Annotated in this window: 11 protein-coding genes; 1 reads left to right on the top strand and 10 read right to left on the bottom strand. The window is 48.6% G+C overall.

Annotated elements, in window-relative coordinates:
* The 4 genes from FHP88_RS18735 to FHP88_RS18720 form a co-directional block, all read right to left on the bottom strand.
* Window positions 1–1,013: retention module-containing protein (locus FHP88_RS18735; protein WP_144360677.1), on the bottom strand; the 1,013-nt coding region annotated here is incomplete at its 3' end.
* A gap of 236 nt (window positions 1,014–1,249) precedes the next feature.
* On the bottom strand, window positions 1,250–1,837 hold the full coding sequence (locus FHP88_RS19425; RefSeq protein ID WP_260843376.1) for a response regulator transcription factor: 588 nt from the start codon (window positions 1,835–1,837) through the stop codon (window positions 1,250–1,252).
* A gap of 58 nt (window positions 1,838–1,895) precedes the next feature.
* Window positions 1,896–3,278 carry an HlyD family type I secretion periplasmic adaptor subunit gene (locus FHP88_RS18725; protein ID WP_260843375.1) on the bottom strand — a complete coding sequence of 461 codons (1,383 nt, stop codon included), beginning with the start codon at window positions 3,276–3,278 and terminating at the stop codon, window positions 1,896–1,898.
* Between the two features lie 42 nt (window positions 3,279–3,320).
* Window positions 3,321–5,495, bottom strand: coding sequence for a type I secretion system permease/ATPase (locus FHP88_RS18720; protein WP_144360676.1), 2,175 nt, complete (start codon window positions 5,493–5,495; stop codon window positions 3,321–3,323).
* A 137-nt stretch (window positions 5,496–5,632) separates the two neighbouring features.
* Here FHP88_RS18720 and FHP88_RS18715 point away from each other — a divergent pair, with 137 nt between their 5' ends.
* The gene (locus FHP88_RS18715) at window positions 5,633–5,974 is read left to right on the top strand and encodes a hypothetical protein (protein ID WP_144360675.1); all 342 of its coding nucleotides are present in this window, start codon (window positions 5,633–5,635) and stop codon (window positions 5,972–5,974) included.
* A gap of 84 nt (window positions 5,975–6,058) precedes the next feature.
* On the opposite strand, the gene FHP88_RS18710 is transcribed toward FHP88_RS18715, so the two are convergent.
* From FHP88_RS18710 to hscB, 6 genes are all read right to left on the bottom strand, one after another.
* On the bottom strand, window positions 6,059–7,297 hold the full coding sequence (locus FHP88_RS18710; protein ID WP_144360674.1) for a DUF1015 domain-containing protein: 1,239 nt from the start codon (window positions 7,295–7,297) through the stop codon (window positions 6,059–6,061).
* A gap of 114 nt (window positions 7,298–7,411) precedes the next feature.
* Window positions 7,412–9,691 carry a hybrid sensor histidine kinase/response regulator gene (locus FHP88_RS18705; RefSeq protein WP_144360673.1) on the bottom strand — a complete coding sequence of 760 codons (2,280 nt, stop codon included), beginning with the start codon at window positions 9,689–9,691 and terminating at the stop codon, window positions 7,412–7,414.
* Between the two features lie 331 nt (window positions 9,692–10,022).
* Complete coding sequence (gene iscX / locus FHP88_RS18700) at window positions 10,023–10,223, bottom strand: Fe-S cluster assembly protein IscX (RefSeq protein WP_144360672.1); 201 nt, start codon at window positions 10,221–10,223, stop codon at window positions 10,023–10,025.
* Window positions 10,224–10,238: 15 nt separating this feature from the next.
* The gene (gene fdx / locus FHP88_RS18695) at window positions 10,239–10,577 is read right to left on the bottom strand and encodes an ISC system 2Fe-2S type ferredoxin (RefSeq protein ID WP_144360671.1); all 339 of its coding nucleotides are present in this window, start codon (window positions 10,575–10,577) and stop codon (window positions 10,239–10,241) included.
* Window positions 10,578–10,598: 21 nt separating this feature from the next.
* Entirely contained in the window at window positions 10,599–12,470 is a 1,872-nt protein-coding gene (gene hscA / locus FHP88_RS18690; RefSeq protein WP_144360670.1) for a Fe-S protein assembly chaperone HscA, read from the bottom strand.
* Between the two features lie 23 nt (window positions 12,471–12,493).
* Window positions 12,494–13,039 carry a Fe-S protein assembly co-chaperone HscB gene (hscB, locus tag FHP88_RS18685; RefSeq protein ID WP_144360669.1) on the bottom strand — a complete coding sequence of 182 codons (546 nt, stop codon included), beginning with the start codon at window positions 13,037–13,039 and terminating at the stop codon, window positions 12,494–12,496.
* Window positions 13,040–13,087: the final 48 nt, after the last annotated feature.

The following is a 13,087-nucleotide window of genomic DNA, read 5'->3' as shown; positions in this document are numbered from 1 at the left end:
GTGACCACATTGACCGTCAGGGTTGAGGCGGGCGCCTTATCAACCGTGACAGTGTAAGTAGCGGTTTCGCCTTCAACAACACTGGCGGTACCGGTGATGTTCAGGGTGGTGGTGTCTTCCGCGCCCGGAGGATTATCCGAACCCGTCTGATCCAGGATGGTTGTGGTGACACTTGAGGTACCCACAACCAGGTTCTCATAACCACCACCGGAGGTGCTGGCGATGCTCGCGGTGAACTGCTCACCGCTGTCCGCGTACGCATCATCCAGGGTATTCACAGTGAACGTGGCACTGGTCGCACCGGCGGCGATGGTGACTGCCGTAGTGACAGGTACCAGATCACCGTTGTCGGTCGTAATATGACCCGTGACCACATTGACCGTCAGGGTTGAGGCGGGCGCCTTATCAACCGTGACAGTGTAAGTAGCGGTTTCACCTTCAACAACACTGGCACTGCCGGTGATGTTCAGGGTGGTGGTTTCGCCAGCGCCCGGAGGGTTACTGGCATCTGGTATAACCGCACCCGTATCATCCAGTATTTGATCAAACTGAAATGCTAATCCCGTCGTTTCAAAACCACTCTCTGGTGTTGTCTCTGCACCCGTCCGCTCAACAGCCACTTGCCCTTGATTGCCATCACCTGCTCCTGAATCGCCCGCACCTGCAGCCGTGGCATCAAGTATGTTAGTAGGATCGGCACCGGCCAGAATTGCCTGCTGGATAGCATCAATTGTACTTGCGTTATCTTCAACATTTTCTGCTACCGAGGGATCGTAAACTTCGTCATCAAGTAGGGCCTGACTCTCACCACCCATACTTAAGTTGCTACCATCTCTCAGCTCAATAACGATTGCGGCCTGAGGGCCTGTCACAATGGTTTCATCTGCGAATACGGTATCGCCTATCTGCAGGTTTCTCTCAACACCATTAATATCGACTGCTTTTACAAGTCCACTCATCAGCTTTACATAACCGATAGCACTACTCGTATTCTGGGTGTTTGAATCTGCCATAGTTTCCTCTTGGATTAACCGTCAATCAGGCCACATGCCCAATACGGGCAACATAAAGCTAAGAATGGATCAAAAAGAATGTTCTTTCTATCGGACTTTGGTACTAGAGGATGTTTCGACAAAAAAGCCAGGATCTTTAGCGAAAAAAGATCCGTATATTAACTATTTACGAAATTATTTAGGGGTGCCAGGAATGAGCCTAGAATAACGATCATCAGCCATCAATTGCGAAAAGGTTAGCGTCCCTGATTATTGACCAACAATGCCAGCTGAAGACGGTCTTTAACATCTGTTTTCTGGAAAATGTTACTCATATGAGCCTTTACTGTTCGCTCAGTAATCCCTAACTCATAGGCAATGAGTTTATTACTTTCACCCGTAGCGACCCTCTCTGTAATCTCCAGTTCTCGTGCCGTTAAATCGGCTAGCCTGGGATCAGATATTACTGAAGGGTCCGAGGTATTTTGTTTTCCTGTGACTATACCTTTAATAAGATGTTGAATAACTTCTTGACCCAGCCACACCTCACCTGATCGGATAAGACGCGATGACTGACGAAGTGTCTCAGGATGCATCCAGCAATTTCCGTAACCCCTTATGCCCACTTGTACAAGCCCTACACCCTGCTCTAGACTTGGTTTTGATGACAGCGCGAAGAGATTAATCGCCGGTTGTAATGAGAGTAAGTTAGTCGCTATTGAAACTGATTCAGAACTCTCTTCATCCAGGTCCAATAAAACCAGCACGCCAGAAGAGCCATTGAGTTTAGTACGAATTTGTTCACTATTATCCAGCAACACAACAGATTCATCTTCATCAGCCAAGCCTTTCAACCAATGCTCTTTGAGTTTGCTATTCTGGCTACACAGTAGAATCATATATTCAGCGCTCACGCATTGCGCGCTCATTGGCGCGAAGCACGGGTTTCAGCAAATAGCTCAATACCGTCTTCTTACCAGTCAAAATATCTACTTCCGCCTGCATCCCTGGAATGATCTTTAGTGGATTCGTTTCGCTACCCAGTTGGTTTTTAGCCGTACGAACCCGCACCTGATAAAAGCTGTTTCCTTCATCATCTTTAATAGTATCGGCACTAATATGTTCAAGTTTACCTTCCATGCCACCAAAGATAGCGAAATCAAAGGCTGTGAATTTCACAATCGTCTTCTGACCGGGGCGTAGAAAACCAATATCTTCTGGCCGTATTTTGGCTTCAACCAGCAAGTTATCTTCCAGCGGAACTATCTTGACGAGTTCCATGCCGGGCTGAATAACGCCCCCTACTGTATTGACCATCAACTGCTTGATCGTACCCTTTACCGGTGATCTAACAGCGGTTCGTTTCACCCGATCTTCCAAGGCAACACTGGAAGCAACCAAGCCTGAAAGCTCTGTATTAACCGCGTTCCACTCTTCACGAGCTTTACTCTTGAATCGCAAATCTAGCTCTTCGAGCTTCCCTAAAGATTCATCAAGTGTCGATTGAATTCGAGGGATTGATAAGGTTGTTGACTCGAGTTGCCCAGCCAATTCATTCACCTCACGCTCCAACCTGAGGACTTCAACCTCTGAGATAGCGCCCGCCTTTACCAGTGGCTGGGTCATGGACAACTCACGCTCGACCAGACTTAGGCTTCGGCGAAGCTGATTTTGCCTAGCGTTCAGTTCTTGAAGCTCCTGCTTACGCTGCGCAGTCTGTTCTTCTAAAATCTTGCGATTATTATCAAGCTCAGATCGTTTTGCCTGGTAGAGACTTTTCTCTAAGTCGATAAAATTCGGGCGTTCTTCCAATACTTCCTGCGGAGGGATATATTCACTCAGCTCTGATTCTGCCTGGAGTCGCGCGGCCTTGGCCTTTAATGAGAGATATTGAAGGCGAGTTTCACGCAACGAGGCCGAGAAGCGGGTATCATCAATCTGTAGCAACACCTGATCTTTCTCTACCGTCTCCCCCTCTGATACCAATAGCGCCCCTACGATACCCCCTTCCAGATTTTGCACCACCTGAATTTGACTGGAAGGGATAACCTGGCCTATCCCCGTTGTTACCTCATCCAGCTTGGCCCAGTTCGCCCACACCAACGCAGCGCTAACAAACAGAACCGCCATCCACAGAATGAGTCTTCCACCTTTAGGTGTTTTGATGAGCTGAGCAGCTGCAACATCGGTCATATATTCCAAATCACTGGTCTGTATGGCCTTTTGCGAAGTAGCGCGATGCTCTGCTGGTTTAGTTAGCACGTTATCTTTTTTCTCTTCAGACATAAGCTGAGATGTCTCTAATAAGTGGTTCCACAGTGTGCATCCTCAACCGCCTCGCAACGAGCCATCGCGGAGCGATTGAAGCACTTGATCTTTTGGACCATCTGCCATTACGCGACCAGAGTCCATCACGATCAACCGATCGACCAGCTCCAACAGGGAAGCCCTGTGCGTAACCAATACCAGTGTTTTGTTTTTGACATAATTGGTCAGGTTTTTCTTAAGCCGCTCCTCCGACGTATGATCCATCGAATTAGTCGGTTCATCCATCAACAGGAAAGGAGGATCATTCACGAGTGCGCGAGCAATTGCGATACTCTGACGTTGTCCGCCTGAAAGATTATCACCCCGTTCACCCACTGGCAGATCAAAGCCCAGTGGATGCCTATTCACAAATTCAGAAGCACCAGACAAATCGGCAGCATTCAGAATATCGGCATCATCAGCATGTTGGGCACCCATCAATATATTGTCTTTAACCGAACCAAAAAAGAGCATCACATCCTGAGGCACATAACCCATATTGCGTCTCAGATCAGCAGGGTCAACCTGCCTCATATCGGTCCCATCAACGCGTACTGCGCCTTCTGTGGGATCAAATAGTCCCTGCATCAATTTTTCGATAGTGGTCTTTCCGGAACCGACGCGTCCAATGATGGCGACGCGTTCGCCCGGTTTAATAACAAACGAGACATTGTTCAATGCCTTATTCTCTTCACCAGGATAGTTAAAACTGACCCCGTCAAACTCTATGCCGCCCAACAGATTGGGACGGCTGATAAACGATTTGCCCTCGGGGCGATCGATGGGCATCTCCATAATCCCGTTAAGACTGCTGAGGGCTGTTTTAGCCTGAAAATATCGAACCGCCAGATTGGCATATTGGCTCATAGGCCCTAGCGCTCTTCCGGTCAACATCACGGATGCAATCAAGCCACCCATGCTCAGCTCACCTTTTGTCACCAGATAAACACCAAACACCACCACGGCGACTTGGGAAAACTGTTGGAAGAAAACCGCCACATTCACGGCGGAGGAAGAGATCAAGCGCGAACGCACGCCCCAATGTGCAATATGTGCGGTAAGCTGCTCCCATTTCCTTTGTAGTGCACTTTCTGCTCCTAGATGCTTGACCGTTTCGATACCGGTCAAGGTCTCTATAAGGGTTGCACCTTTCTGGGCAGAAGCCCGAAAAGAGCTTTCAACCGCTTTACGCAGCGGTGTCTGAATGATCCAACCGTAAATCAAGACTATTGGAATAATCACCAATGGCACCAAAACCATCGGGCCACCTATAAACCAGATAACCAATAAAAAGAAGATAATAAAAGGGAGATCGACCAGCGTGGTGATGGTGGCCGAGGTGATAAAGTCCCGAATACTTTCAAACTCACGGAGATTATTAGCAAAAGCACCGACAGAAGGAGGCCGGGCACTCATCTTCATCCCCATCACTTGTTCAAAGATTCGCGCAGACAGCAGAATATCCGCCTTCTTACCGGCAAGATCAATAAAGTAGCCCCGTAACAGCCGCATGAGAAAATCAAAGGCATAGACCACGGATACGCCGATTGCTAAAACCCAAAGTGTCTCCACTGCATTATTAGGCACAACCCGATCATAGACGTTCATAACAAACATCGGACTTGCCAAGGCAAACAAGTTGATTAGAAAAGAGGCAACCAACACATCTCGATAGATGCGCCATGAACTGAATATCGTCCCCCAAAACCAGTGCCGATTACGCAGTTTTATCACCTCAGGTGCACGTTCATCAAATTGATGCTCTGCCTGCACAAAGATGGCATAACCGCTGTATTCTTCCTCTAACGTTGCAAGTGGGATCTCATTCTCACCCAGACCGCTTTCTGGCTGTATGATCTTTGCAATCCCGGTCACATGATCGACGGACGCCAGAATACAGACCTGACGACGCTTCAATAATAAGACGGCAGGGAGGACATAGTCAGATATACGTTTGATGGGTCTCCGCACTACGCGCGAAGAGAGCCCTGCCCGGGCAGCTGCACGGGGAAACAGTTCAGGGGTGAGCTGATTATCAACGAGCGGCAATCCAGCACTCAAGGCCTCTGCCGAGAAACTGCGGCCTTCTAATTTGGCCAGAATAACGAGAGAAGCCAATAGCGGATCATCATGGGTAGACCCATCACGAGGATGGGTCCAAGATTGATCCAACTGTTCTTCTACAGATCCATTCATAAATTTTTATTTAAGTTCCTATCGATTTTCCCAACGCATTATACTAAGTTCAGTATCAAGGATATCAATTTACAGGACGCCGTAAGTTCCGTTAAATAGGATGTCGCCTAATTTCCCAACTATAGATAATTAACACTATGCCTTTTGCCCAACGTAACGAACAAGGTCAGATTATTGCACTCTTCTTTGAACCTAATACTCATGCTCAAGAAGAGATTGCTGCCAGTCACGAGGATGTCTTAGCATTCCTCAGCTCTGGTCAATTCGATGACACTGAAACCAAAGCTTATCTGTCACAAACCGACTATGACATGATCAGGGTGGTCGAAGATGTCATTGATCTCATGATCAACAAAAACCTGATTCTACTCACTGATCTACCATCAGCAGCACAACATAAGCTGATTGCAAGAAAGCGACTGCGGGCAAAATTCTTACTGGAAGACACCTTATTGATTGAGGATGACAACATCCTCTAACGGGTACTCCCTTATTCCAATAACCGCTACGGCCCTGCTCTTAGTACAGGGTAGCGGCATCGGGAGGGGATTATTGAGTGTTTTTTATAACAAATGGCTGACGAGACCATCCGCCAGCTTGGGTTCGAACCAGGTTGATTTCGGAGGCATGATTTTTCCCGCATCGGCAACAGCCATCAGCGCCCCCATAGAAGTAGGCAACAGTGAGAAGGCCACCGCCCATTCTCCACTATCTACCCGCTCCATCAGAGCCTTTAATCCACGGATACCACCGACAAAATCTATCCGGCTATCTGTTCTTTGATCGGCAATGCCGAGAATAGGCTCCAACAACTCATTAGCCAGGAGGCTAACATCAAGACTAGCCACTGGGTCTGAGACCGGGATCTGCTTCGCACCCAGTGTGAGCCGATACCAGCACCCATTCAGGTACATACCAAACTGCCCTGTTTCTGAGGGCTTTACCGGCTCGCTGGTCATTTCGACTTTGAAGCGCTCACCGACAGTCTCCAGGAATTGATCTGACGTCAGACCCTTGAGATCTTTCACGACCCGATTGTAGTCAAGAATGCGCGTCTGCTGATGAGGAAAGATCACGGATAGGAAATAATTGTAGGGTTCATCGCCCGTATGATGTGGATTGGCTGCTGCCCTTGCAGCCGCTACACGCGATGCGGCGGCTGATCGATGATGACCATCAGCCACATAAAGTGCAGGCAGCGCATCAAATAACATCGTCAAGGCGGTGATGCGCGTCTTATCCGACAACACCCAGATCTGGTGTCGAACAGAATCTGCTGCCGTGATATCAATTGTGGGCTCACCCTCAGCAACACCGGCGAGGAGATCATCGATTCTTTCATCACTGGGATAAACCAGATAGACCGGGCCTGTTTGGGCATTCAACGCATCGATTTGATTAACGCGGTCCTGCTCCTTGGTGGGCCGCGTCAACTCATGGCGCTTGATTCTATCAGAGTCGTAAGCCGCAACAGATGCCGCCGCAACGACACCTAACTGACTATGTTCTCCAATTGAAAGTCGGTATACGTAGTAGCAGTCACTACTATCCTGGACTAACACGCCCTCATGTCGCATTGTCGCCAGATTCTCAGCCGCCTTGGCATAAACAACTGACGAATAAGGGTCAATTGTCGGTGGGAGGTCCACTTCAGAACGTGATATATGCAGAAAACTCCACGGCTTTCCCTTGACCATCTCCCTCGCCTCCGCATCATTCATCACATCATAGGGCGGAGCGGCTACTTCATCAGCACGACCAGCAGCTGGTCGTAATCCAGGGAATGCTCTGATCAACGGCATATTTGTCCTCTTCACTGTTCTACATGGTTGGAAATAGATCCTATGATCGCATTGTTCCAAAGCGTTCAGAGCCTGTCCATACAGTCATGCTTATCGATCGATTAATAAACAACGCTAGAACGAGTGAGCCTCGCCTGCCTGTCGAGTCCATTTTCCTACAATCGATAACAAATCAGATTCCTCGAAGGGTTTAGCGAGACAGTCATCCATCGACTGCTCCAACAGCGTATCCAGCGTCGGTGAATTCGAATAAGAGGTCATAGCAATAATAGGGACATGGGAATACCCACCTATCTGACGAATCTCCTGTGCCGCCTCATGACCACTCATACCAGGCATTTTGATGTCCATAAGAATCAGGTCAACGCTATGCTTACTGGCCAGATCTATAGCTTCAGCCCCATTCTCAGCCTGAAGCACCTCAACACCCTGCTCCTTTAATATGGCCACCACGAAAAGTCGAGTAACGGAGTCGTCATCTACAACTAGTAGTCTGGATGGCCGGGTATTCACAACAAGATCAGCTCGGGTAGAAGGCACCGCCCCGCTTAATAGGCCTATCAAGGATAGACGTAATTTTGATAGGGAGATATGAGAAGAATAGAGATGTACGGAAGCAGGAAAGTCGCAACCGAACCGATCCATCAACACAGGTGTGATCAGGTAGAGTGGCGGTCGCTGAGCGTTATAACCATCCCGTTTGCTTATCACCTCTTTTACGGCCTTCTCATTCGTTAAATGGATCACGCTGCAATCACTAGACACTTGCTGACCAAGTGGGCCTTCCACTACCTCTACACGCATGCCTAACCGTAGCAACTTGTGACGCAAGGCACGTCGAGAGAGTATGCTCTCATCATCCAGGCTTACGACCTTGCCTATCAACTCCTGATCTAGTGCAAACGGTGCTGCTTCTGTAGCAGATTGCTTTAAGTCCAGCCTGATCCAGAAAGACGAGCCATGTCCGGGGACACTCTTGTAGCCAATCTCACCATCCATGGCGTCAACTAATTGCTTGGCGATAGCCAAGCCTAAACCGCTGCCACCAAACCGACGACTCATTGATGAATCTGCCTGAGAAAAGGCCTTGAACAATTCATCCTTTTTCAAAGCAGTAATACCAATGCCGCTGTCTTCAACCAGAAACAGCAAACCCTTTCCAGTATGTTGAACAGGCTCTACCCAGATTGAAACGTACCCATGATCGGTGAACTTAATCGCATTCTCGATCAATTTTGTCAGCACCTGAGCCAATTTCTTAGGATCACCCTCCACCTTTGTTGCTATATTACTATGCACACCCAGACAGAGGGTTAAACCTTTCGCTCTGGCCTTGGGGGACATCCTTTCAACCAACTCCTCCAGCAATGTATTCAGATCAAAGGCTATTTGGCTGCAGGTCACCTGGCCCGATGCATTCGCCGAATAGTGCAGAATATCATCGACCACTTTCTGTAGCGCGTTCTGTGAATAGCTAACCGCTGTAAGATATTGCTGCTGCTCAGAATCAAGGGGGGTTTTTTTTAGTAACTGGGTGTAGCCAGCAATACCGTTCAGTGGCGTTCTGATCTCATGACTCATACTTGCAAGAAAGCGGCTCTTGGCCTGATCAGATGATTCGGCCTTCTCCTTAGCAAGTCTCAAATCAGCCGTTCTGTCAGCCACTTCTCGCTCAAGCCCCTTATTATACTGACGCAGCAAAATCTCTTTCTCAGTGACCGCATCATGCATCACCTCAAGATTCTGCTTGAGCCGATCAATTACATCAATTTTAGGTTGCTGGTTAAAGGAATCATTCCGGGAGTGCGTCTCTCTCGAATTGAAAAATGAGAGGGCCTGATAAGGTGTGATAGATTCAGCAAATCGAGACACCTCTTCCAAGCGTGAAAATATCGTACGACGTAAAATCAAACTGAGTGAAACTGCCAGGATTGCAAACAAGGTCAGGACAAAGGCCCATATCCCCCGAATACTCTCCTCAATCAAACGATGATTTTCATCTTCTGACAACTGAAGATCAACTTCTCCCTCCTTGCTAACCAGGGTGCCATCCTCAGTGTTGTGCATGATGTTCGATTGGAATGACCTACCGCCAATAGGCAACCCACTCTGATAAGACGCGACTATTTCACCATTGCGCCGCACCTTGATAGACAGAATGTTCTCGTTGCCTTTTCCAATGGATGTCAGGACAGTATTCAGAAGGGAGTAATTTTCTTCTAAAAGCGCATTGACACTAAACATGGATACCGTGCTTGCGATGGAGTGGCCCTGCCTGTCTAGCAACTGCTCCAAGACCTGCCGCTCCTGTTTTACAGATACCCAACCAAATACCAACAGTACTATCGTCAGTACAGTAAACAAAATAGCGGTAATGCGAAGTGTAAGATTCATCACGAACGTCCAAATCCACCTGCAGATTTAATGCATTTGGTGAATAAATAAAACGGATCAGTCGTGAATGAAATGCGGTAAAAAAGGTACAGAAAAAGAGGCAGGCTTTGGTATAGACACTGTGAGTGAACGTCTATTAGGGAGGCTTCTATTGCGTGTTTTCTTTGATAACTCACAGTCTCAGTTTCATATCTTGGACCCAGATGTGAAACATACCAGAACAGGTGATTTATTCCGACTATTTTCTTACCCAGACAATCCTGGAGAAAAGCGGCGATTATCGAAAGATGATCATTCCACGCTATATTGTTAAATTATGCGGCAACCCGAGTTACTCCCGCTCGCCAATCCAGGCCATCTGTATGGCTTCCAGAATCCGCTCACCCGTATGTTCCGGATCATCATCGAAATCAGGCAACGATCTCACCCAGTTGTGCAGATCAACAAAATTTACATATTTTGGATCAATTTCCGGATAGGCCTCATCAAGCTCAATGGCAATATCCAGTGAATCTGTCCATTTCAATCCCATCTCGAAGGCCTCCTGTTAGTGATTTTCTGAAACCATATTGATGGTGTATTTAGGTATCTCAATGACCAGATCTTTGTCACCGACAACCGCCTGACAGCTCAGACGCGACTCCGGCTCAAGCCCCCATGCCTTGTCCAGCAGGTCTTCCTCTACTTCGTCGGCCTCACCAAGAGAATCAAAACCCTCACGGATAATCACATGGCAGGTGGTGCAGGCACAGGATTTTTCGCAGGCATGCTCTATATCAATACCGTTTTTATTTGCCGCATCGCAGATGGTTTCGCCGGGATCCACATCAATCACTGCGCCTTCCGGGCAGATCTCTTCATGGGGTAGAAAAATTAGTTGAGTCATGTGAATTTAAGGCCTCTGCTTTTATTCAAAATCGTTGACGCTGTGGCCGGACATGGCCTTGCGTACACTGACATTCATACGACGTTCCACATAGAACTCGCAACGCTTTTCAAGTGATTCAACGGCAGCCTTGATTTCAGCGAAAGTACCACTGCTGATGATCGCCTGAAGATCGTGCAATGCGGATTCAACACGACTGCGTTCATCCTCATCCAGTAACTCCTCGCCATCATCGGCAAGTGCAGCCGTCAACGCCTCAATCACGCGTTCCGCTTCGACCTGCTGTTCGCGAAGTTTTCGTGCTTCCATATCTTCCTGGGCATGCTCAAACGACTCCTTCAACATGGACTCGATCTCACCATCCGTCAGGCCATAAGAAGGCTTCACCTCAACACTGGCCTTAACACCACTGCTCTGCTCTTCAGCCTCTACACTCAACAGACCATCGGCATCAACAGAAAAGGTCACACGAATACGTGCGGCCCCAGCCACCATTGGCGGAAATCCGCGCAGTTCAAATCGGGCCAGCGAACGATTATCGCTCACCAACTCCCGCTCACCCTGCAGCACATGGACTGCCATAGCCGTTTGCCCATCCTTAAAGGTGGTAAACTCCTGTGCCCGAGCAACCGGGATGGTGGTATTGCGTGGGATAATTTTTTCCACCAAGCCACCCATGGTCTCAAGCCCAAGCGACAGCGGATTAACATCCAGCAGCAGCATATCACTATCGGGCTTATTGCCCACCAGGATATCGGCCTGAATCGCTGCGCCTATGGCAACCACACGATCCGGATCAATACTGACCAGTGGCTCAGTGCGGAAAAACTCGCCGACCAGTTCCCGTACTCTTGGTACGCGGGTCGATCCACCCACCATCACCACATCTTCTATCTCTTCCGCACTCAAGCCTGCATCACGTAAGGCACGGCGGCAGGGTGCAAGGGTCTTTCGTATCAGAGGATCTACCAATATATTGAACTGTTCACGACTGAGATCACCGGTCCAGACCGCCCCATCGGCCAGTGAGACCTCAATCACCACATGATCCTGTTCGGTGAGTGACTCTTTCGCCTTGCAGGCAATCTGCATCAGTTGACGCAACATAGCATGGTCGGCATCCTGTTCGATCCCGGCCTGTTGCATAATCCACTCTGCAACGACGTGATCCAGATCATCACCACCCAACGCGGAGTCCCCTCCCGTTGCAAGGACTTCAAAAACGCCCCTATTCAGTCGCAGAATAGAAATATCAAATGTACCACCCCCCAGATCATAGATAGCGTGTATGCCATCCGATCCAGAATCCAGACCGTACGCGACAGCGGCTGCGGTAGGCTCGTTAAGCAACCTTAATACCTTCAATCCCGCAATGGTCGCCGCATCTTTGGTGGCTTGTCGCTGTGCATCATCGAAATAAGCCGGCACGGTAATTACAATACCTTCTAAATCACCACCCAGAGAATCCGCTGCACGCTTTACCAAGGTCTTGAGAATTTCTGAAGAGACCTCAACTGAGCTGACGGGGCCACGAACAGTGATTATGCGAGGAACAGCCGCCTGAGCATCCTGAAACTCATAGGGCAGTCGACTGCCGAGTGATTTAATATCAGACAGACCTCGCCCAATCAGTCGCTTCGCCGAGATTATTGTATTGAGCGGGTCCGTAGCAGCCATTGCCTTGGCAGCCTTACCCACCACAATGCCATCAGTGGTGTAGCGAACAACGGAGGGTAGTAGGTGTTCACCTTCGTTATCAGGGAGTGTCTCTGCCTTGCCACTGCGCACCGACGCAACCAGCGAGTTAGTAGTTCCTAGATCAATACCAACCGCCAGCTTGTGCTGGTGAGGTGCCGTGGATTGCCCAGGTTCAGAAAGTTGTAGTAACGCCATATTCAGGACAGTCTGCTGATTAATTAAAGGGCATCATCCAGCTCGGCTTCGAGGGATTCCGCATCATAGCGCAGCTTTTTCAGGAATTGCATCTTGAGAAGATTTTCCCTTGCTGCAGCCAATTGTTCAGGTGTTGCCGATTCAAACTGAAGGGCCATCTGACCAATCAGCGCATTAATACGTCGATTTACTTCCAGTAAAAAATCAGCTATTACCGCATAGGGGTCAGGTTGCTGCCGAGACGCCTCAAGCGCTTCCCGTAATTCCAGTTGCTCCATCAGAAAAACCGCATCATGCGTAGTTTCTATCTGATTATCGATTTCAATGCCATTTAATTCCAGGAGATAGCGTGCACGCAGTATGGGATCTTTAAGCGTCTCATGGGCTTCATTGATTCGAACCGCTCCCTGCATGGATAGGCGGCGTTCCTGTTCAGTTGCATTAGCAAACCGGTCTGGATGCACGCTCTTCTGCAGCTCACGGTAGTGCGCTGCGAGCTGTTCTGCATCTACGACATACTCTACCGGCAGCCCAAACAACTCAAAGTAGTTCTTTGAGAAATCCAGCATCGTTATACATCAAGTAGTTATTGGGTATTTAGCGTCAGAAGCACTGAG

Origin of the sequence: Sedimenticola selenatireducens (assembly GCF_007625115.1) — a bacterium.
GTDB lineage: Bacteria > Pseudomonadota > Gammaproteobacteria > Chromatiales > Chromatiaceae > Sedimenticola > Sedimenticola selenatireducens_A.
This window is presented reverse-complemented; position numbering and strand designations above follow the sequence as displayed.

Excerpts from the sequence above, each read along its gene's own strand:
- FHP88_RS18715 (WP_144360675.1), top strand. The coding sequence starts at position 5,633 with ATGCCTTTTGCCCAACGTAACGAACAAGGTCAGATTATTGCACTCTTC.
- hscB (WP_144360669.1), bottom strand. The coding sequence starts at position 13,039 with ATGCTGGATTTCTCAAAGAACTACTTTGAGTTGTTTGGGCTGCCGGTA.
- FHP88_RS18725 (WP_260843375.1), bottom strand. The coding sequence starts at position 3,278 with ATGTCTGAAGAGAAAAAAGATAACGTGCTAACTAAACCAGCAGAGCAT.
- hscA (WP_144360670.1), bottom strand. The coding sequence starts at position 12,470 with ATGGCGTTACTACAACTTTCTGAACCTGGGCAATCCACGGCACCTCAC.
- FHP88_RS18705 (WP_144360673.1), bottom strand. The coding sequence starts at position 9,691 with ATGAATCTTACACTTCGCATTACCGCTATTTTGTTTACTGTACTGACG.
- fdx (WP_144360671.1), bottom strand. The coding sequence starts at position 10,577 with ATGACTCAACTAATTTTTCTACCCCATGAAGAGATCTGCCCGGAAGGC.
- iscX (WP_144360672.1), bottom strand. The coding sequence starts at position 10,223 with ATGGGATTGAAATGGACAGATTCACTGGATATTGCCATTGAGCTTGAT.
- FHP88_RS18720 (WP_144360676.1), bottom strand. The coding sequence starts at position 5,495 with ATGAATGGATCTGTAGAAGAACAGTTGGATCAATCTTGGACCCATCCT.
- FHP88_RS18710 (WP_144360674.1), bottom strand. The coding sequence starts at position 7,297 with ATGCCGTTGATCAGAGCATTCCCTGGATTACGACCAGCTGCTGGTCGT.